The organism is Pontivivens marinum, assembly GCF_900231835.1.
GTDB classification, from domain to species: Bacteria; Pseudomonadota; Alphaproteobacteria; order Rhodobacterales; family Rhodobacteraceae; genus Pontivivens; species Pontivivens marinum.
On record NZ_OCTN01000003.1, the window covers coordinates 215,594 to 234,463 of the forward strand.

At 61.1% G+C, this 18,870-nt stretch carries 20 protein-coding genes and 1 tRNA gene; 15 read left to right on the forward strand and 6 right to left on the reverse strand.

Translation table 11 applies throughout. The features are described 5' to 3' along the window. Window positions 1–19 precede the first annotated feature (19 nt). From lgt to CR254_RS10135, 5 genes are read left to right on the forward strand one after another with little or no spacing between them, the layout of a single operon-like run. A complete protein-coding gene (gene lgt, locus CR254_RS10115; RefSeq protein ID WP_097929736.1) occupies window positions 20–913 on the forward strand; it encodes a prolipoprotein diacylglyceryl transferase in 894 nt (297 codons plus the stop codon). Continuing rightward, the gene (locus tag CR254_RS10120) at window positions 910–1,962 is read left to right on the forward strand and encodes a class I SAM-dependent methyltransferase (RefSeq protein WP_097929737.1); all 1,053 of its coding nucleotides are present in this window, start codon (window positions 910–912) and stop codon (window positions 1,960–1,962) included. The genes lgt and CR254_RS10120 overlap by 4 nt, the downstream gene beginning before the upstream one ends. 6 nt (window positions 1,963–1,968) lie before the next feature. Then, entirely contained in the window at window positions 1,969–2,724 is a 756-nt protein-coding gene (gene pgeF / locus CR254_RS10125) for a peptidoglycan editing factor PgeF (protein WP_097929738.1), read from the forward strand. Next, the gene (locus tag CR254_RS10130) at window positions 2,721–3,848 is read left to right on the forward strand and encodes a M24 family metallopeptidase (RefSeq protein ID WP_097929739.1); all 1,128 of its coding nucleotides are present in this window, start codon (window positions 2,721–2,723) and stop codon (window positions 3,846–3,848) included. Before pgeF ends, CR254_RS10130 begins: the two co-directional genes overlap by 4 nt. Next, on the forward strand, window positions 3,845–4,309 hold the full coding sequence (locus CR254_RS10135) for a hypothetical protein (protein ID WP_097929740.1): 465 nt from the start codon (window positions 3,845–3,847) through the stop codon (window positions 4,307–4,309). Before CR254_RS10130 ends, CR254_RS10135 begins: the two co-directional genes overlap by 4 nt. Here CR254_RS10135 and CR254_RS10140 read toward each other — a convergent pair whose 3' ends face one another. Then, on the reverse strand, window positions 4,310–4,813 hold the full coding sequence (locus tag CR254_RS10140) for an Lrp/AsnC family transcriptional regulator (protein ID WP_097929741.1): 504 nt from the start codon (window positions 4,811–4,813) through the stop codon (window positions 4,310–4,312). A 100-nt stretch (window positions 4,814–4,913) separates the two neighbouring features. On the opposite strand from CR254_RS10140, the gene CR254_RS10145 reads away from it, so the two are divergent. Together CR254_RS10145 and trxB are read left to right on the forward strand one after the other, a co-directional pair. Next, the gene (locus CR254_RS10145; RefSeq protein ID WP_097929742.1) at window positions 4,914–5,819 is read left to right on the forward strand and encodes a mitochondrial fission ELM1 family protein; all 906 of its coding nucleotides are present in this window, start codon (window positions 4,914–4,916) and stop codon (window positions 5,817–5,819) included. Window positions 5,820–5,870: 51 nt separating this feature from the next. After that, the gene (gene trxB / locus CR254_RS10150; RefSeq protein WP_097929743.1) at window positions 5,871–6,812 is read left to right on the forward strand and encodes a thioredoxin-disulfide reductase; all 942 of its coding nucleotides are present in this window, start codon (window positions 5,871–5,873) and stop codon (window positions 6,810–6,812) included. A gap of 3 nt (window positions 6,813–6,815) precedes the next feature. Here the strand turns inward: trxB and CR254_RS10155 are convergent, their stop codons facing one another. From CR254_RS10155 to CR254_RS10165, 3 genes are all read right to left on the reverse strand, one after another. Then, window positions 6,816–7,577, reverse strand: a complete 762-nt coding sequence (locus CR254_RS10155) for a glycosyltransferase family 2 protein (protein WP_097929744.1) — start codon at window positions 7,575–7,577, stop codon at window positions 6,816–6,818. A gap of 73 nt (window positions 7,578–7,650) precedes the next feature. After that, complete coding sequence (locus CR254_RS10160; protein ID WP_097929745.1) at window positions 7,651–7,878, reverse strand: DUF1150 family protein; 228 nt, start codon at window positions 7,876–7,878, stop codon at window positions 7,651–7,653. Window positions 7,879–7,891: 13 nt separating this feature from the next. Further along, window positions 7,892–8,302, reverse strand: a complete 411-nt coding sequence (locus CR254_RS10165) for an Hsp20 family protein (RefSeq protein WP_097929746.1) — start codon at window positions 8,300–8,302, stop codon at window positions 7,892–7,894. Between the two features lie 179 nt (window positions 8,303–8,481). On the opposite strand from CR254_RS10165, the gene CR254_RS10170 reads away from it, so the two are divergent. The 5 genes from CR254_RS10170 to CR254_RS10190 all read left to right on the forward strand — a co-directional run bounded on the left by CR254_RS10170 (window position 8,482) and on the right by CR254_RS10190 (window position 13,509). Then, window positions 8,482–9,660, forward strand: a complete 1,179-nt coding sequence (locus tag CR254_RS10170) for an acetyl-CoA C-acyltransferase (protein WP_097929747.1) — start codon at window positions 8,482–8,484, stop codon at window positions 9,658–9,660. A gap of 31 nt (window positions 9,661–9,691) precedes the next feature. Further along, window positions 9,692–10,873: an acyl-CoA dehydrogenase family protein gene (locus CR254_RS10175; RefSeq protein WP_097929748.1), complete on the forward strand. Its 1,182-nt coding sequence runs from the start codon at window positions 9,692–9,694 to the stop codon at window positions 10,871–10,873. A 9-nt stretch (window positions 10,874–10,882) separates the two neighbouring features. Continuing rightward, on the forward strand, window positions 10,883–11,911 hold the full coding sequence (locus tag CR254_RS10180) for an acyl-CoA dehydrogenase family protein (RefSeq protein ID WP_097929749.1): 1,029 nt from the start codon (window positions 10,883–10,885) through the stop codon (window positions 11,909–11,911). 68 nt (window positions 11,912–11,979) lie between these two features. Then, a complete protein-coding gene (locus tag CR254_RS10185; protein WP_097929750.1) occupies window positions 11,980–13,422 on the forward strand; it encodes a sensor histidine kinase in 1,443 nt (480 codons plus the stop codon). A 10-nt stretch (window positions 13,423–13,432) separates the two neighbouring features. After that, a tRNA-Arg gene (locus CR254_RS10190) sits at window positions 13,433–13,509 on the forward strand. Window positions 13,510–13,651: 142 nt separating this feature from the next. Here the strand turns inward: CR254_RS10190 and CR254_RS10195 are convergent. Continuing rightward, window positions 13,652–14,818 carry an MFS transporter gene (locus CR254_RS10195; protein WP_097929751.1) on the reverse strand — a complete coding sequence of 389 codons (1,167 nt, stop codon included), beginning with the start codon at window positions 14,816–14,818 and terminating at the stop codon, window positions 13,652–13,654. Window positions 14,819–14,985: 167 nt separating this feature from the next. Here CR254_RS10195 and recJ point away from each other — a divergent pair, with 167 nt between their 5' ends. The 3 genes from recJ to CR254_RS10210 all read left to right on the forward strand — a co-directional run bounded on the left by recJ (window position 14,986) and on the right by CR254_RS10210 (window position 18,117). Beyond that, window positions 14,986–16,749 (forward strand): single-stranded-DNA-specific exonuclease RecJ, encoded by a 1,764-nt coding sequence (gene recJ, locus CR254_RS10200; protein WP_097929752.1) that lies wholly within the window; start codon window positions 14,986–14,988, stop codon window positions 16,747–16,749. Between the two features lie 79 nt (window positions 16,750–16,828). Next, on the forward strand, window positions 16,829–17,602 hold the full coding sequence (locus CR254_RS10205) for an NAD kinase (protein ID WP_097929753.1): 774 nt from the start codon (window positions 16,829–16,831) through the stop codon (window positions 17,600–17,602). 68 nt (window positions 17,603–17,670) lie between these two features. Next, the gene (locus CR254_RS10210; RefSeq protein ID WP_097929754.1) at window positions 17,671–18,117 is read left to right on the forward strand and encodes a CreA family protein; all 447 of its coding nucleotides are present in this window, start codon (window positions 17,671–17,673) and stop codon (window positions 18,115–18,117) included. A 3-nt stretch (window positions 18,118–18,120) separates the two neighbouring features. Here the strand turns inward: CR254_RS10210 and CR254_RS10215 are convergent, their stop codons facing one another. Beyond that, window positions 18,121–18,783, reverse strand: a complete 663-nt coding sequence (locus CR254_RS10215) for a hypothetical protein (RefSeq protein ID WP_097929755.1) — start codon at window positions 18,781–18,783, stop codon at window positions 18,121–18,123. Window positions 18,784–18,870 lie beyond the last annotated feature (87 nt).

The window sequence follows — 18,870 nt, forward strand, 5'->3', positions numbered from 1 at the left end:
ACCCAAAACGAGGTAGGCTATGCCCTTTCCCGACATCGATCCCATCGCGTTTCAGTTTACCGTTCTCGGTTTTACCTTAGCACTGCGCTGGTATGCGCTGGCCTATATTGTTGGCATCATCGGCGGATGGTGGCTGGCCGGACGGATCGTGCGCCGTGATGCCCTGTGGGGCAAGGTGTCACCGATCACCCCGAAACACCTAGAAGATTTTGTCACCTGGGCCATTCTGGGCATCATTGTTGGCGGGCGGCTGGGCTATGTGATTTTCTATCAACCCGCATATTTCCTGAGCAATCCGGCTGAGATCATCCGCGTCTGGGATGGCGGGATGAGCTTTCACGGTGGTTTCCTGGGCGTTGTGGTTGCGATCATCGTCTATGCGTGGCGCAACGGTATTCCACTACTGAACCTTGCCGATCTGATCGCCGTGGTGGCGCCAATCGGGCTGCTGCTGGGGCGGATTGCGAATTTCGTGAATGCCGAGCTGTGGGGCCGCCCGACGACGGTGCCGTGGGGCGTTTCCTTCCCCGGATCGCGGGCGCAAATCTGCCCTGAGTTCTGGCCTATCGGGCCTAGCGATGCCTGTATCCGCCACCCCTCGCAGCTATATGAGGCCGCGCTAGAGGGGCTGGTCCTGTTCGCCGTTCTACTATTCGCCGTATGGGTCCTGCGTATTTTGCGCCGCCCCGGTGTTGTGACCGGCATGTTTTTTATCGGCTACGGATTGGCGCGCACATTTGTTGAGTTTTTCCGGCAGGGCGATGTTCAGTATGTCAGTGAGGGCAATCCCTTTGGCCAAGTCATCCGCTTTGGCGACAGCGCATGGGCCGGATTGAGCATGGGGCAAATCCTGTCCTTGCCCATGATCGCCATCGGCATCGGGTTCCTGCTGTGGTCGCGTCGCGCAAAATGAGCGCGCTTGGCGATATTCTAAAGCGGCAAATCGCTCTGTCCGGACCGCTAAGCGTGGCGGAATATATGACCCTGTGCCTGCAACATCCGCAGCACGGTTATTACATCACCCGCGACCCGTTCGGTGCGGCGGGTGATTTCACGACCGCGCCGGAAATCAGTCAGATGTTTGGTGAGATGTTCGGTCTGGCACTGGCGCAAATCTGGCTGGATCAGGGCGCTGGCCCTGTGTCTCTGGTTGAAGCGGGACCGGGGCGCGGCACCCTGATGGCCGATATCCTGCGCAGCACAGCGCGGGTTCCGGGGTTTCACGATGCTGCATCCGTGCATTTGGTTGAGACATCACCGGTGCTGCGCGCACGACAGCGTGAGGCATTAGGGACGCATCCGGTCACATGGCATGACAGCGTTGCCGACCTGCCCGACGGACCGATGTTGTTCATCGCCAACGAGTTTTTTGACGCTCTACCGATCCGCCAATTTGTCCGGCAGGGTCGCGGCTGGGCCGAGCGGTGCGTCGGCTTGGTTGAGGGTGAGCTGAGTTTCGGGCTGAAACCCGCCACGGCGCAGCCTGTGCTGGATGATCTATTCGCGGATGTCGCCCCCGATACACTGGTGGAATGGTGCCCCGCCGCCGCTCCGATCATGGGTGAAGTTGCCAACAGGTTGCGCCATGGCGGGGCCGCGCTGATCATCGATTACGGCTCCTATGACGGCACCGGCGATACGTTGCAGGCGTTGAGCGCGCAGACAACAGTCGATCCGTTGACCATTCCGGGCGATGCTGACCTGACCGCGCATGTGAATTTCGGCCATCTGGCACGGGCCGCCGGTTTGCGCCACGGGATCGAGGATCAGGGCGCGTTTCTGGAATTGCTGGGCATTACCGCGCGCGCGCAACAACTCTCCGCCCGCGATCCATCCGTCGTTGCCGCGCATCGAAGGTTGACGCATCCGCAGGAAATGGGAACGCTCTTTAAGGTACTGGGGATCAGCGCAGGTTCGCAGCCCCTGCCCGCATTTCGAAACTTCACCCTGAAAGGGACGTAAAATCTGATGACGCTGGAAATCCTCGCCTCTGACGGGTTGTCCGACCTTCGCCACGGCTTTTTCACGCGCCGTGGGGGCGCGTCCTCGGGTATTTTTGCGGGATTGAATTGCGGCCCCGGCTCCAGCGATCAGGCAGAGGCAGTCCGCATCAACCGCACCCGCGTTGCCGCCGCAATGGGCGGCACACCAGATAGCCTGATATCGCTGCATCAGATCCACAGCGCCGATGTTGTCACGCTGGATACCATCCCGACTGAACGGCCAAAGGCAGACGGAATGGTCACGTGCCAGCCGGGCCTGATCCTTGGCATTCTGACCGCAGATTGCGCCCCGGTTTTGTTCGCGGATGCGCAGGCAGGCGTTATCGGTGCCGCCCATGCCGGATGGAAGGGCGCCGTCGGCGGTGTACTGCAAGCCACGATCGAGGCGATGCTGGCCCTGGGCGCCACCCGCGAGGGCATCCACGCCACAGTCGGCCCCACAATCAGCCAGCGCAATTACGAGGTTGGTCTGGATTTCATGGACGCCGTGTTGGGTCACGATACGGGAAATGACCGTTTCTTTGCCGCTGGTCGTGCCTCGGACAAAGTACAATTCGACCTGCCCGCCTATGCCGTTGCGCAATTGCGCATGGCGGGGGTTCAGGCGGAATGGACGGGCCATTGCACCTATGCGGAACCGGATAGATTTTTCTCGTATCGGCGCACCACCCATTTAGGTGAGGCAGATTACGGGCGTCAGATTGGGTGCATAAAGCTATGATCTTTGAAGCTTCGGAATATAGCGCACGCCGCGCCCGTCTGGATGCGGCAATGCAGGCGCGCGGGCTGGACGCGGTTCTACTGTTCGCACCTGACAGCCAGCTATGGTTGACCGGCTATGACACGTTCGGGTTCTGCTTCTTCCAATGCTTGATCTATGCAAACGGCCAAACGCATCTGCTGACCCGCTCGGCTGATTTGCGACAGGCGCAATTGACCTCGGACATTACGGATATTCGCATCTGGACCGATGGTAAGGACGATCCGGCCACGATGCTGGCTGATTGGGTGGCGGAGCTGGGCCTGACCGGCTCCATCGGGGTTGAGACGGAAACCCATGGCCTGACCGCGGCCAGTGGTATGCGCGTTTTTGCCCGCTTGCCTGATTTGGTCGAAGCCTCCGATATGGTTCCCGCCCTGCGCCTGATCAAATCCGAGGCGGAGATTACCTGCGTTCGCCGCGCCGCCACCCTATGCGATGATGCGTTCGAAGCGGCCCTACCCCTGATAAAACCGGGTGCGGATGAGGGCGACATCCTCGCCGCGATGCAGGGTGCGGTTTTTGCAGGGGGCGGCGATTATGCGGGCAACTCGTTCATTATCGGCTCGGGGGAACGGGCGCTGCTGTGCCGCTATGCCTCGGGCCGCAGAACGCTGGATGCGCGCGATCAGTTGACGTTGGAATGGGCCGGAGTATCCAGCCAGTACCACGTTGCCGCCATGCAAACGGTTGTGGTCGGTGATCCACGCCCGCGCCATGCCGAACTGCACAGCGCCGCGCGTGAGGCCCTGCTGGCCTGCGAGGCGGCAATGGTCACCGGCGCGCAGATGCGCGATGTTTTCGCTGCCCATGCCGACGTGTTGGACCGTGTGGGACTGGGCGCGCACCGCCTGAACGCCTGCGGCTATTCGCTGGGTGCGCGTTATGCGCCCAGTTGGATGGACCCGCAGATGTTCCACGCCGGTGCGGAAACGGTCATCGCGCCGGGCATGGTGTTTTTCCTGCATATGATCCTGATGGACAGCGAAACCGGCACGGCGATGACGCTGGGGCGGACCTCGCTAACCACGGCGGAGGGGGCGCAGCCACTGTCGCGCCTGCCGCTGGAAATGTTCGTAAAGTGATCCGCGCGTTACTGATGGTGCTGGTGCTTGCTGCTTGCGCGCCGACAGGGGCAAGTTTTGCGCCGCGCCCTGCCCTGTTGGCAACGGATGTGGTGATGAATATTCGCGTTGATTTTGGCGGCGATCCGGCAACCGCCGACAGTATAGCCGCTGAAACTGCGACCCTGCTGGGCCCAGCATTTCAGATGTCGCAAATGACCGGCCATGAACTGATCCTGAATATGACAGGACGCACCACGCGGGGCACGCAGGACGGCGCGCCGACATTGGTGATGGATTGGGATGTGCGCGATCAGGGTGGCACCAGCATTGCGCTGTTCCGGGTGGCGATCCTGTCACAGCCCACGCTAACCGGTGGTATCAGTGATCGGGATGCACGGGGCGTGGCCTTTTACAGCGCGGAAAAACTGACGCAGCAGACGCAATTGCGCGAGATCATCCGCAGCCGTCGCGCGCAGTGATTACAGCGCGCCATCCGCGACACGTGCCTCAAGCACATCAAACGGCACACCCGGCTCGTTCTTTGCGTTGCGGATCACAAGGGAGGTTTTGACGCTGGCCACGTTTTCGGCCGAGGTCAGTTCCTCCGTCAGGAAGGTCTGGAAGCTGGACAGGTCCGGCGCCACGCATTTCAGGATGAAATCGATCTCACCGTTCAGCATGTGGCACTCGCGGACCAGCGGCCATGAGCGGCACTCGGCCTCGAACGCGCTGAGGTCCTTTTCCGCCTGTGAGCGCAGGGACACCATGGCAAAAACCTGTACCTCGAACCCCAGCTCACGTGCATTCACGCGGGCATGGTAGTCGTTGATATAGCCGGTTTCCTCCAACGCGCGTACGCGGCGCAGGCAGGGTGGCGCGGAAATGCCAACCCGGCGCGACAGCTCCACATTGGTCATGCGTCCATCGGCCTGTAATTCGGCAAGGATCTTACGGTCGATCGGGTCAAGCTTGATGCTGGGCATGGGGGCCTTTAAGTTAATTGCGCGGCACGCCACGCTAGCTGCGCTGCACGTTATCCAACAGGCAATAGAAACGCAATAATATTTCAGGAACACGCAACAATTGTCACGCAAAAGTCTTAATCTTGCGGTCGTCACCGATGGGCGCCCCGGAAATCGGGTACAGGCCGAAGGGTTGGCACAGGCCATTGCGCGACTGCAAGCGGCGGATATGCGCATTCATGACGTAGACGTCAACCCATTTTGGCAAACACTGTCGCTGCGTTTAACGGGCCGCGGGCTTGGCACAGCACCGGATGCTGACATTGTGATCGGTGCAGGGCGACGTGGCAACCTGATTGCGGCGCAGGCCCGGCGCGCAGGGGCCAAGGCGATTGCCATCCTGAATCCTGCGGTGCCGTTGCGCTGGTTTGATTTGGTCATCACGCCCGAACATGACGGCCTGCGTGGCGACAACGTGCTGACCGCGCTGGGGTCGATGAACACCATGTCGCAACAACGCATTGCCGAGGCGGCGCAGGGATTTACCCCGCTGCCCGCCCCCGCGCTGACCATCCTGATTGGCGGGCCGTCTAAAAGCGCGGATTTCAATGTGCAGGAACTGATCGCGGACATCACTCCATTCGCCGGGGCAGGCTATCACCTGTTCGCCACACCGTCGCGCCGCACGCCTGATGCGGCGATTGATATGTTGCGCGCCAGCTTTCCCCGGATGGTGATTTGGGACGGTGCGGCGCCCAATCCCTATCCCGGCTGGCTGCATCTGGCCCAGGCGATCATGGTCACCCGCGACAGCGTCAATATGTTGAGCGAAGCAGCGGCGACCGGCATACCGCTTTATGTCAGTGGCACGGGGCGTGTGGCCGAAAAATTCACGCGGTTTCACGCAACATTGCAGGCGCGGGGCATCACGCGACCGGCCAGTAATGGGCCGGATCATTGGGAATATACCCCCCTGCATGAGGCGGACCGCATCGCGCCCGTGGTTCTGGAACGCCTCGGCCTTTAACACCGCGCTGCGCATGGCTATATCGGGGCACCAGTCCGAAGGAGCCACACCATGTCCGAGACCCGCCACACCCGCCTGCTGATCATCGGCTCCGGCCCCGCAGGCTATACCGCCGGCGTCTACGGCGCGCGCGCGATGCTAGAACCGCTGCTGATTCAGGGCATCCAGCCCGGCGGTCAGTTGACCACCACGACCGAGGTCGAGAACTGGCCCGGCAACACCGAAATTCAGGGCCCCGACCTGATGGTCAATATGGAGGCCCATGCCCGCGCGATGGGAACGGAGATTATCTCCGACTACATCACCTCGCTGGATCTGTCCGAGCGCCCGTTCAAGGCATTTGCCGATAGCGGCACCACCTACACCGCCGATGCGCTGGTGCTGGCCACGGGTGCACAGGCGAAATGGATTGGTCTGCCATCCGAGGATAAATTCAAGGGCTTTGGCGTATCGGCCTGTGCGACCTGTGACGGATTTTTCTATCGTGGCAAGGAAATCGTGGTCATCGGCGGCGGCAACACCGCGGTTGAGGAGGCCCTGTTCCTGACCAACTTCGCGTCCAAGGTCACATTGATCCACCGTCGGGATGAGTTGCGCGCGGAAAAGATCCTCGTCGATCGTTTGATGAAGAACGAAAAGATCGTGCCCCTGTGGTTTCACGAACTGGACGAGGTTCTGGGCGACACCATGCCGCTGGGCGTTACCGGCGTGCGGGTCAAGGATACGCGCACCGGAGAAACCCACGAGATCGACTGCGCGGGCGTCTTTGTCGCCATCGGTCACGCCCCTGCATCCGAGCTGGTCGTGGACACGCTGGAAACGCATATGGGCGGCTATGTCAAAACCGCACCTGATTCCACGGCGACATCCATCCCCGGTGTGTTTGCTGCGGGCGATCTGACCGATCACATCTACCGTCAGGCGGTTACATCTGCCGGAATGGGTTGCATGGCAGCATTGGAAGCAGAGCGTTTCCTGGCCGAAAACGACTAAACGCTATCGGTCGGTGGTTTTTGACAGCATCTTTACGATGCGCAGCCACCGGCCGAATGCTGCGATGCCGGCAAAGGCAAAGCCCTTCCACCCGCCGAAAACATGACGACGGGCCAGCCAGAATTTTAGAAACTGCACCGGTGCCTCCGTCACCAAACGGATCAGCAATTGCCAGCGCGGCTTTGGCTTTGCCTCACGCGCCTGCAACGTGGCGAGGCGATCCAGCTTGGCCAGCAGGCTGCTCCAATCCACGAACGGATAATGATAGATCGGCGCGGCCAGTTGCTGCACCGGCGGATTTCCGTCCGGCTCCACCCGATCAAATAGCGGATGGTCGCGATACCGCCCTGCGGCGCGGTGATACAGCCGCACCACATTGTAATCATCGGCAAAGGGGCGCGGGCGATCATCACCGGGATACACGTTCAGGATGCGCGTGCGAAACAGCGATGGTGGCGCATCGGTTAGCGCCACGTCGATTTGGTCACGCAGATCAGGCTGCACCACCTCATCCGCATCGATATTCAGCAGCCAGTCATGGATGCACTGACCCTCGGCAAAGCGTTTTTGGGGACCGTATCCGGTGAATTTATTCTGGAAAACCTGCGCACCTGCGGCCTGCGCAATGGCAACGGTGGCGTCGGTGCTGCCGGAATCAACAACCACAATCTGATCGGCCCAACCCTGCACAGCGTCCAGCGTGCGGGCCAGACGGGCTTCCTCATTCAGGGTAATCAGGAAAACGGAGATCGGTGGTCGTGACATCGGAACCTCTGGTTGGATCGGGCGTCAGCCTATGCTGATCGCCCGATACTTGCCAGTCACCACCATGCGTGGATCAGTGAACGCTGACCGGCGCCATCTCATTCTGACGTGCAACGATAAAGGCCGTTTGGCGATCCGCAACCAGCGCAATACGGGCGCCGTTGCCGTCATGGATCGCGTAGATCATCTCGCTCTTGGTCTGATCGCGGACCTCCTGCGGCAGATCAGCGGTTGCGACCTGACGAACATAAACCGTGCGATCCTGCACGCCATCGGGGGTTTGAATTTCATTCGTGCTCATGGCTATTCCCTTCCTATGTCCGTGTAATTTCAATGGTCTGGATGACCCGATCCGGGGATTTACGTTCCAGAAGAATATTCAAAAGGCCGTGCTCCAGTGCAGCGCCGGTGATTTCCACACCCTCGGCCAACACGAACGAGCGGCTGAACTGGCGAGCGGCGATCCCACGATGCAGGAAAACGCGCTCCTGCTCCGGCTCTGCCTGACGGCCACGGACCATTAGCTGGCGATCCTCGACGGTGATGGACAGATCGTCCTCGGCGAAACCGGCAACGGCCAAGGTTATACGATAGGCGCGTTCACCCACCTGTTCGATATTATAGGGCGGATACCCCTCACCGGATTTGGCAGTCCGCTCAACCAGTCGGTCGAGCTCCTCAAACCCCAGCAGAAAGGGATGCGACGTCAGCGTGTGTCGTGTCATGGCGATGTCCTCGTTACAAAGCGACAATCCGTGGCGGTCCCGATCAGCGGCAACCTCACCCCCTCAATATGGGAACAGGGATGCGTTCAGTTCAAGGTGTATCGCGACGCGACGTCAGACAGGCGCGCCGCCAGAAGCACGCTACGCTGGGAAAAAAGATACCATAGGGGAGCCCCGCCATGCGCGAAGCCGTCATCGTTTCATCCGCCCGTTCCGGCCTGACCAAGGCCCATCGGGGTGAGTTTAACCGCACCCATGGGGCAAAACTGGGCGGGGATGTCATCGCCGAAACAGTGCGCCGCGCGGGCATTGACCCCGCCATGGTCGAGGATTGCCTGATCGGTTGCGCCTATCCATCGGGCACCACCGGCGGCAACATCGCCCGCCAGATCGCGATTCGTGCCGGATTGCCGGTCAGCGTGGCGGGGGCGACGGTGAACCGGTTCTGCTCCTCCGGCCTGCAAACGGTTGCCATGGCCGCGAACTCCATCGTGAACGAGGGCGCAGAGGCAATCGTTGCGGGCGGGGTGGAATGCGTCAGCCAAATCTCCGGTAAGGTCGGCCCGATGGAGCAAGATCCGTGGCTGCTGAAACATAAGCCCGAAATCTTCCTACCCATGATCGACACCGCCGACATCGTCGCCGAACGCTATGGCATCAGCCGCGAACGTCAGGACGCCTACGGATTACGCTCGCAGGAACGCTATGCCGCAGCGGTCGAGGCAGGGAAATACGCCGAGGAGATCATGGCGATTGAAACCGTCATGGCCGTGCAGGACCGCGCGACCAAGGAGATCAGCGAGCATACCGTCACCGTGGACCACGACACCTGCAACCGCCCGCAAACCACGTTGCAGGGGTTGTCCTCGCTGGAGCCTGTGCGCGGCGCGGGCAAATTCATCACGGCGGGTAATGCCTCGCAATTGGCCGATGGTGCAGCGGGCGTGATGCTGATGTCCGCCGATGCAGCACGGGCCGAGGGGAAAGCCGCTCTGGCCACCTTCCGCGGGTTTGCCGTGGCGGGGTGTGAGCCGGACGAAATGGGCATCGGCCCTGTTTTTGCCGTGCCGCGCCTGCTGGAACGGGCGGGACTAAAGATCAGCGATATCGACCTGTGGGAACTGAACGAGGCCTTTGCCTCGCAGGTGCTGTATATTCAGGACCGCTTGGAAATCGAGGACGCCAAGCTGAACGTGAATGGCGGCTCTATCGCGATTGGCCATCCGTTCGGCATGACCGGCGCCCGTCAGGTTGGCCACATCATCCGCGAGGGGCAGCGCACCGGTGCCAAATGGGCCGTCGTGACGATGTGCATCGGCGGGGGCCAAGGGGCCGCTGGCCTGCTGGAAATCCACTGATGTTGTCCCATTACAAATTTGGAGAGAGCGCATGAACCTCGACTTCACACCTGAGCAAGACGCCTTTCGCGCCGAAATCCGCGAGTGGCTGGCGCAAAACCTGCCCTCACGCTTGGCGGACAAGGTGCGCACGTCCAAGCATCTGACCAAGCAGGACATGGAGGAATGGCACGCCGCCCTGCATTCGCGCGGCTGGCTGGCAAATCACTGGCCTGTGGAACATGGCGGCCCCGGTTGGGGCGCTGTTGAAAAATTCATCTTCGAGGATGAATGCGCAATGGCCCACGCCCCGCGCATCGTGCCCTTCGGCGTCAGTATGCTGGGGCCTGTGCTGCTGAAATTCGGGTCAGAGCAGCAGAAATCGCACTACTTGCCGCGTATTCTGGATGGCACCGATTGGTGGTGTCAGGGCTATTCGGAACCAGGTGCGGGGTCCGATCTGGCCAGCCTGAAAACCACAGCGGTCAAAGATGGCGATGACTACATCGTCAACGGCCAGAAAACGTGGACAACACTGGGTCAGCACGCAGATTGGATCTTCTGCCTTGTGCGCACAGCCAAGGAAGGCAAACCGCAGGAGGGCATTTCCTTCCTACTGATCGACATGAAAACACCGGGGATCGAGGTGCGCCCGATTTACCTGCTGGATGGCGATCATGAGGTAAACGAGGTCTGGTTCACCGATGTGCGCGTGCCTGCCGCCAATCTGGTCGGCGTGGAAAATTCCGGCTGGACCATCGCGAAATACCTGCTGACATATGAGCGGACGGGCATTGCGGGCGTCGGCTTCTCCACCTCCGCTCTGGCCGAGCTGAAATCGGTTATCGCCAAAACGGAAAAGGCCGATGATCCTCTATTCGCCGCGCGCGTTGCCCGTGTGGAAATCGCGCTGGAAAACATGAAAACCACCAATATGCGCGTGCTGGCCGCCGCAGCGGGGGGTGCGGCACCGGGGGCCGAAAGCTCGCTGCTGAAAATCAAGGGCACGGAAATCCGTCAGGAAATCAACGCCCTGTTCATGGCCGCGATGGGTCCGCAGGCGCAGCCCTTTATCCCCGAAGCCTTGGATGAAGGCTATAACGGCCCCCGGATCGGGCCAGAGGGCGCGGCATGGGCGGCCAAGGATTATTTCAACAATCGCAAGCTGTCGATCTTTGGCGGCTCGAACGAAATTCAAAAGAACATCGTCTCAAAGGCGATGCTCGGATTCTGAGGGGCCGACATGGATTTCTCACCAACAGATGATCGCCGCATGCTGGGCGACACGCTCGACCGGTTTTTGGCGGAACGCTACTATCACCCCACCCGGATGAAAATCGCGGGCAGTGATGCCGGTTGGTCCCGCGAAATGTGGACGCAAATGGCCGAGCTGGGCCTGATCGGCGCGCTATTTACCGAGGATCAAGGCGGATTTGGCGGCGCAGGCGCGGACATCGCACTGATCTTCGAACGTCTGGGCCGCGCATTGGTCGTCGAACCCTTTATCGGTGCACTGGCCGCTGCGGCCCTAACACAAGATCAGCGGGATGAGGTTATTGTCGGCACGCTGGTTTCCATTTTCGCGCATTCCGAGGCTGGCGTGTCCGTGGACCCCGCCCGCCTGAACGCCACCGTGACAGATGGCAAACTGACGGGGACCAAGGTGGCCGTCGCCAATGCTGAGGCGGCCGATATCTTCGTCGTGTCCGCAATGCAGGACGGCACCTCTGCACTGTTCGCGGTCGCCGCGACAGATGCGCAGCTAACCCCCTATCCCCTGATGGATGGCGGACGCGGCGCGGATATCCGCTTCGACAACGCGGCTGCAACGCGGCTGGACATGCCGGTGGCCGATCTGCTGGACACAACGCTGCTGGCCCTGTCGGCCGAAGCATTGGGCCTGATGGAGCGGTGCAAGGACGCCACCGTCGAATACCTGAAAACCCGTCGGCAATTCGGCGTGCCCCTGTCCAAATTTCAGGCCCTGCAACATCGCGCCGTCGATATGGTGACGGAAATCGAGCAGACGCGATCCTCCGTCATCAATGCGGGGCATCATCTGGGCACGGCAAAGGGCGCGAAATATGCCGCAGCGGCAAAATACACCGCGGCTGTTACGGGAAAGCTGGTCGCGCAGGAGGCAATCCAGCTGCATGGCGGTATCGCGATGACATGGGAATATGACATCGCCCATGCCGCAAAACGGCTGACCATGATCGGACAGATTATGGGGGATGAGGACACGCATCTGATGCGTTTCGTCGCACTCTAGCAGCAGACTTACGCAAACGGGCTGCACGGTATATACTGCCGTACAGAAACCGGACCGGAACCCGAACAATGTTCAACTCACTGGCAGGACGAGTCCTCGCGCTGACCGTGATCTTCGTCATGGTCGCAGAGATCCTGATCTTTGTGCCCACCGTGGCGCGCTTTCGCGTGGATTACCTACAGGAACGGCTGGAGCGTGCGCAGATCGCCTCGCTGTCAATCCTCGCAACACCCAATGACATGATCCATCCAGAGCTGGAGCAGGAGCTGCTGGCCAATGCCGGTGTGACTAACATTGTGCTGCGCAGGGATTTCATGCGCGAACTGGTCCTGTCCGCCCCGATGCAAAGCATGATTTCGGAAACCTATGACCTGCGCGATGCAGGGCCGATCATGCTGATCCGTGACGCGCTGGATCTGTTGGTTACTGGCGGTGACAGGATGATTCGAACCATCGGCTTGCCCGTACAGGGCGGCGGCACCGCGATCGAGATTACCCTGCCCGAAACCCCGATGCGTGAGGCGCTGATCCGCTATGGCATCCGCATTTTGGGCCTGTCGCTGCTGATCTCGATCATCACGGCGTCATTGCTGCTGATTACAGTCAAACGCTTCATCGGTGGACCAATCACGCGGGTTGTCGCGAATATGGCTGCATTCCGCGATGATTTCCAAAACCCCGAACGTGTCATCCGCCCCGAATCCACATTGCGAGAGTTCCGCAGCGCCGAGCAGGCCATGTCCGAAATGCAAACCCACCTGATGGCCGCGATCAAGGAAAAGGACCGCCTTGCCGCCTTGGGTGAGGCCGTGGCCAAGATCAGCCACGATCTGCGCAATATGCTGACCACCGCGACCCTGATGGCGGACCGGTTGGAGGGTTCCGCTGACCCGACCGTACGCCGCACCGCGCCCAAGCTGATAAACTCGCTGGACCGTGCCGTGAACCTTTGTGAAAGCACGCTCAGTTTTGGCAAGGCGGAGGAAGCAAGCCCCGAGCCCCGCATTGTGGACCTGCATTCGCTGGTCAGCGACGTGTTCGATGCCGAATTGCTGGAGCGTGAGGATTGCTTCGTCGAATATACAAATGCCGTCATTCAGAAAACGCGGATCGAGGCTGATCCGGAGCAGCTGTACCGCATCCTGCTGAATTTGGTGCGCAACGCCCGACAGGCGATGGAGGCGCAGCCCGATAACAGCAAGATCACCATCGGCTGTCAGGCCAGCACCGGCGAAACCTGCATCACCATCACCGATACCGGCCCCGGATTGCCGACCAAGGCGATTGAGCATCTGTTCAAGCCGTTTCAGGGCGGACAGCGGCGCGGCGGCAGCGGCCTGGGCCTTGCCATCTCGGCCGAGCTGGTTCGCGGCCATGGCGGGCGGCTGGAATTGCATGAAACAACCACCGCCGGCACCACGTTTCGCATCGTCCTACCGGCAAGAGATTTAAGAGTTGTGACAGATACTGATATTTCCCGCTTGCAAACCCGAATGGGCGGCGATAGGTAGCCCACACAACGCGCCGATAGCTCAGCTGGATAGAGCACCAGACTACGAATCTGGGGGTCGGGGGTTCGAATCCTCCTCGGCGCGCCATTATTTTCCATCGCTAAAAACACTGAATTCTAATGGTTTTGCGTGATTTTTCGCTGCGAAATGCCTTATTCCGGCGCAGAATCTGACGGCGCCCTGCAAAGCACCCGACTCGGATTCAGGCCAGCACAGCACCGATCCAAAATTATTCGACCTGCGGCACCTTTTTCCGACTGATCAGCAAAACAATCGCCGCAAATAATGCCACGCCGGATGCCACACGCACGACCATCTGAAAATCATAGCTCTGCGCGATAAAGCCAACGGCAGGCCCCGCCAGCAATCCGCTGACCATCAGGGTGTTCCAATAGATCGCCGTCGCCTGTGCGGGGCGATCCTGCGCAAAGGATTGCACATAGCTGATCCCTAGACTGGCATAGAAACCGTAATACAGCCCCTCCATCGCCGCGCCGACAAACATCTGGGCGAATGTCTCGACCGAAGCGAGCACCTGGATCGTCACCACCGCCAGCAACGTCGTAGCCAGCAGCGCACGCCGCATCCCGAACCGCGCGATAATCATCGGCGTTGCAAAGATAGCGATCACCTCGACAAAGGTTTTGATGCTGAATGCCACGCCGGGCGCATATCCGGGCAGGCCAACCTCCTGCACGTAAAACAGCGGCAGGGATGAGAATGTCAGCGAATGCGCCAGCGACAGACAGAACACGAATGACGCCGCCAACCATAGATCGCGTGATGCCCCCGCCACACTGCCCTTAGCCGGTTTTGCCTGCGCCGTGACATCACGGGGCAAGGTCCACCACCACAGCGCCACCCATAGCAGTGCGACCGACAAAGCCACGACAAACACGGCGCGCAGGCCGATCTGATCCGCAATCAGGAAGGTCGCCGCCGGACCGATCATCCAACCGGTAGAGGTTGTCGCCCGCATATAGGCGTTGAACCGGCTACGCGCGATCCCGTGCTGCTCGGCCATCCCCCCGCCCAGGCTGAACATCGTGGAAATCGCGCTGGAGCTAATGCCGAAACCGATGACACCCACGCTCAGCACGGTCCACAGCGTCGGGAACAGGGACAGCGCAATCGTTGCCATCATAAACCCCGCCGCCGCAATCCCGACGAGGGGGAATGCCCGCGCACCATTATCGATCCGCTGCGCGAATTGCCGGTTTGCCAGCAAGGTCAGGCAAACGGCCATGACCGAATAGACGCTGATGATCCATGGTTGATAGCCAAGCCCCTGCACCAGAAAATAGCCCATGAACGGCACGATCATCGCACTGCAAACCGTTCCGCAAAACAGCAGCAGCAGGAATGACAGGCGCGCAGTTGTATTGCTGCTCGGCATGGGGCGACCTTTACGGGAATGGAACGGCCTGTCCCGATACGACAGAAATGCAACGATCGCGTGACGTGGGGGCTTGCCTGTCCCTGCCCATGACCGGTTTCGCATTGCGTCGCGCAGGATGCAGGCTAGTGTGCGCGCATCCCACAGCCCCAAGATGATGTGTATCCATGCCGCATGAAACTGCCCCTGCCTTTCTTGATGTCGAACATTCCCTAACCGGTCGTCGCTGGGTCGGGATGTCCGCGGATGAGGCACGAGAGGCGGCGCATCTGGCACAGGTCTGCTCCGTCTCGGACCCTGTATCGCGAGTCCTTGCCCGACGCGGCATCAGCGCACAGGATGTTCCGGCATTTCTCGCCCCGACTTTGCGCGATCTGATGCCGGACCCCTCCTCGCTCAAGGATATGGACCGCGCCGTTTCGATATTTTGCGACCATGTGCGGCGCAAATCACCGATTGCGATCTTTGCTGATTATGATGTCGATGGGGGATCCTCTGCCGCCTTGCTGATCGACTGGCTGCGCACGATGGGGTTGAACGCCACGCTGTATATCCCCGACCGGATTGATGAGGGCTATGGCCCCAACGTCCCCGCAATGCGGCAACTGGCCGAGGCGCATGAGCTGATTATCTGCGTCGATTGCGGCACGCTCAGCCATGAACCCATCGCCGCGGCCAAGGAGCGCGGCGTGGATGTCGTGGTGCTGGACCACCATCAGGGTGGCGAAACCCTGCCCCCCGCCGATGCGGTCGTGAACCCCAACCGGCAGGACGAGGATGTCGCCTGCACCTATCTCTGCGCCGCCGGTGTGGTCTTCCTGATGCTGGCCGGTGCGAACCGTGCGATGCGCGCCGATGGGGCTGTGCCTGACCTGATGGCAATGCTCGATCTGGTCGCGCTGGCCACAGTGGCCGATGTGGCACCGCTGGTCGGGTTTAACCGCGCCCTCGTCCGGCAGGGTCTGGCCGTGATGGCACGCCGGGCGCGACCCGGCCTAGTGGCACTGGGCGATGTGGCGGGGTTGAACACACGGCCCAGCGCCTATCATCTGGGCTTCCTGCTGGGGCCACGGGTCAATGCCGGTGGCCGGATCGGAGCGGCCGATCTGGGCGCGCGCCTGCTGGCGACGCATGACCCGAACGAGGCTGCTGCCCTTGCCGAACGTCTGGACGGCCTGAACCGCGATAGGCGAGAGATCGAGGCGCAGGTACTGGTCCAGGCGACCGAACAGGCCGAGGCACGCGGCACTGACGGCCCGCTGGTCTGGGCCGCAGGAGAGGGCTGGCACCCCGGCGTTGTTGGCATCGTCGCCGCCCGCCTAAAGGAAGCATTCAACCGCCCCGCCGTGGTCATCGGGCTGGAGGGTGGCATCGGCAAGGGGTCTGCCCGCTCCGTATCCGGCGTTGATCTGGGCGGCGCTGTCGCAATGGCCACGCATGAGGGGCATTTGCTAAAGGGCGGCGGCCACGCAATGGCGGCCGGCCTGACCGTCGCGGAAACCGCATTGGACAGCGCGATGGAACGCCTGTCCGCCCTGCTGGCGCGACAGGGTGCGGGCACCGCTGGCCCTGCCGATCTGCGGATCGAGGGGCTGATCGCGGCGGGCAGTGCGACCCCCGAATTGATCGAAAGTATCGAGGCAACCGGCCCCTTTGGCGCCGGTGCCCCCGCGCCCCGCTTTGCCCTATCGGCGCAGCGCATCGCCTTTGCTAAGCGGGCCGGTGAAAACCACCTGCGCGTCACATTAACCGGTCAGGGCGGCGGGCGGATCGACGGTATCGCCTTCCGCGCCTTTGACAGCGACCTTGGCCCCGCTCTCAGCGAACATGGCGGCGGCGCGTTCCACGTGGCTGGAAAGCTGGAGATCGACGAATGGGGCGGACGGCGCAAGGTGAAGCTGCGCATCGACGATGCCGCCCGTGTATCGTAATCACAGCCGTCTAACGGGTTGATCGCGCCTGCCTGCGCGGTCATGCTGCACGCCCCATTGCCGTTGAGGAGCGCCCAGAATGCGTGCTGATCCGTCCCCCCGCATCTGCTTTGTTTCCTCGCCTACCGCGATTGCGCGGCGGGCGGTTGAGCAGTTGGAACATATCTACGGCTCTACCAGCGCGCATGAGGCGGATGTGATCGTCGCCTTGGGCGGGGACGGGTTCATGCTGTCTACCCTGCACGCGACGGAGGGGCTGGACGCGCCGGTTTACGGAATGAATCGCGGCACTGTCGGGTTCCTGATGAATGCCTATTGCGAGGATGACCTGCTCGACCGGATTGCCGCCGCCGAAATGGCCACGATCCACCCCCTGCGGATGATTGCCACGGATAAGCAGGGCGAAACCCATAGCGCGCTGGCCATTAACGAGGTTTCCCTGTTGCGTATGGGACCACAGGCCGCAAAGCTGAGCATCAGTGTCGATGGGCGTGAACGTATGGCCGAAATGATCGGCGACGGTGCACTGATTTCCACGCCCGCCGGGTCCACCGCCTATAACTATTCCGCCCACGGCCCGATCCTGCCGATTGGAGCGGATATTCTGGCACTGACCCCGATATCCGCCTATCGCCCACGTCGCTGGCGCGGTGCGCTGCTGCCCGCAAAAACCGAGGTCATCTTTGACGTGCTGGAACCGGAAAAGCGCGCCATTGCCGCCACCGCAGATTCGCAGGAGGTCCGCGACGTGGTGCGTGTTGTCATCCGGTCCGAGCCCAGCGTGACCCACCGGTTGCTATTCGATCCGGGCCATGGGTTAGAGGAACGCCTGATCCGCGAACAATTCGTCTAGGCGCCCTCCCCTCTTGGATATACGCCACAGCGCGCTTATTTTAGGCCGAACCCAAAGGAGATTCCGTGATGTACCGCCTCGCGCTATGCCTAATGCTGGCCGCCCTGCCCCTACGCGCCGAAGAAATTGGTGAGGTCACAACGGCATGGCGATTGCTGGGCGCGAATCACCGCATTGTGGTTGAGGCCTTTGATGATCCCGAGGTTGAGGGCATTTCCTGCTTCGTCTCACGCGCGCGCACCGGCGGTATTTCCGGATCGCTGGGTCTGGCCGAGGATACCTCGGACGCCTCCATCGCCTGCCGTCAGGTGGGGCCGATCAGCTTTGACCCTGATACGTTGGAGGAAGGCGAGGAGGTCTTTGGCCAGCGCACATCGCTGCTGTTCAAACGGGTACAGGTCGTGCGGTTCTATGACGAGGCACGCGCAACCATGGTCTACCTGACCTATTCGGACCGCTTGATCGAGGGCAGCCCGAAAAACGCGATCTCAGCCGTGGTGATCCGCGACTGGTAACGCCTAGCGGTAGCGCAGTGAGACAGCGCGGGCCAAGATGAACATGTTTTCAGCGGGCGCGGTTTTGAACGTGCCCCGCTCCAACATCTCACCAAAGGCTTCGATCTTCTCATCCATCGTGCAGGCCCTGCCAATATCGACCTGATCGACATCGGACAGCACCGTCACGCCGTCGAAATGTTCCAGATTCAACATGTGATGGGCATAGGCGGCGGTGATTTCCAGCGCATCCTGTATCCGGCGCGGCCTGCGCGCGCGGGCATATTCGCTGAGGCTGAGGATAGGGCGCGCCGCCCCCGTATCGCGCTGCGCGGTCTGTTGCATCGCACGGTCCAGCGCGGATGACAGCGCATCATCGGGCAGATCAACCGCCTGATTCTCAATTTCCTCAACGCTGCTAATACCCTTGTCGGCCTGCACCTCGGTAACGGGCTGGGTCAGGACCAGACGGCCCAATTTTACCTCCGCCTGCACAGGGCCGGTGGTGGACAGCGCGGCCTGCACCTCGGCCAAGGGAACCACGGTTTTGCCGAAGTCCGGATTGCGCTGCTCGACCTCCTCACAAAACGTGACGAGGCGCTGTAGCAGCGGCAGCGGATCGGCGACCCCCTCCAATTCACAGGCGAATGCGCCAAAGCTAAGAGAGATGCGAGGTGTCTGTGTCATTGAAGCGCCCGAGTTTTGTCGCCATGACTATTGCTGTGTGTATCCGGCAGGGCAAGTCCTGCCGCAGATCCCTCTTGTGAACAGGAC